This is a genomic window from Clostridium thailandense (assembly GCF_019207025.1).
Classification (GTDB): Bacteria; Bacillota; Clostridia; order Clostridiales; family Clostridiaceae; genus Clostridium_AM; species Clostridium_AM thailandense.
Window position 1 is genome coordinate 1 of sequence record NZ_JAEEGC010000240.1, and the last position, 1,195, is coordinate 1,195.

Below are 1,195 nucleotides of genomic sequence, written 5' to 3' on the forward strand. Positions count from 1 at the left end.
CTGGTATGGGTATCTATAGATCGTTAACTTTAAAGATTAACCAACTTGTCATTTTTGTATTTTATATGTGTTAAAAACACTGCTTCTTTCAATAAATATAGCAAATTGTATAAGTTCAGTTATAGAGTTAACTATCTATAATTGCAAAGTCTATGCAAGTACAATATAATAAATACTATTCGGGAGAATAGAAATATTTTCATATAAATAAATTATACGGGGGGATGGCAATGCTAAATATGGCGGTTATCGATCAGGTAGCAATCCTATTCATAATAATGGCTATAGGGATAATAGCAAGAAAGAAAAAAATATTAACTGATGAAGTAAAAAAGGGTGTAACAGACTTGATACTTAATATAACTTTACCGTTTATGATTATAGCATCCTTTAATCAGAAATTTTCAATGGATATGCTTGTTAACGCAGGGGCTATATTGATTTTTTCTACCAGTATTCATACTATTTCATATTTTATAAGTAAAATACTTTATTTTAAATCTACAGATGATAGAAAAAGTGTTTTGAGGTACCTTACAGTTTTCTCAAATGCTGCTTTTATGGGGTATCCAGTTCTTGAAGCTATGTATGGTAAAATAGGTGTATTTTATGCTTCTATATATTGCATACCAGTAAGAGTATTTATGTGGACATTAGGAGTGATGCTGTTTACAAGTAAAAAAGAGGGGAATTATTTAAAGCAGATATTTTTTAATCCTGGAATAATTGCTGTTATAATTGGATCTATACCATTTTCGCTATCAATTCAGTTTCCGATAATTATTTCTAACACTCTTAATATGATGGGAAACATGACTACTCCACTATCTATGCTAATGGTAGGTTCAATGATTGCAGATGCAGATATTAAAAAAATTTTTGAAGGTACAGTATTTTATGGAGCGTTTGTAAGACTTATAATGATACCTATTGTGGTACTTACAGTATTAAAATTAATAGGCATCAGAGGTGAACTTTTAGGAGTAACTGTAGTTTTAACAGCTATGCCGGCAGCTTCATTTACTGCAATCCTTGCAGGTAAGTTCCATGCAAATGAAGTGTTTGCTTCAAAGTGTGTTTTTGTATCAACACTGTTATCAATCGTTACAATTCCATTGATACTATTATTAATATAAGTGTCTACGGACGACACTTAACTTATACTCCGAGAGATATTATAGGATTCAAGACCAGA

General features: G+C 30.5%; 1 protein-coding gene. It reads left to right on the forward strand.

What is annotated here, in order from left to right:
* Window positions 1–230 precede the first annotated feature (230 nt).
* Window positions 231–1,136 carry an AEC family transporter gene (locus tag I6U48_RS29155; protein WP_218324020.1) on the forward strand — a complete coding sequence of 302 codons (906 nt, stop codon included), beginning with the start codon at window positions 231–233 and terminating at the stop codon, window positions 1,134–1,136.
* The last annotated feature ends 59 nt before the right edge of the window (window positions 1,137–1,195 follow it).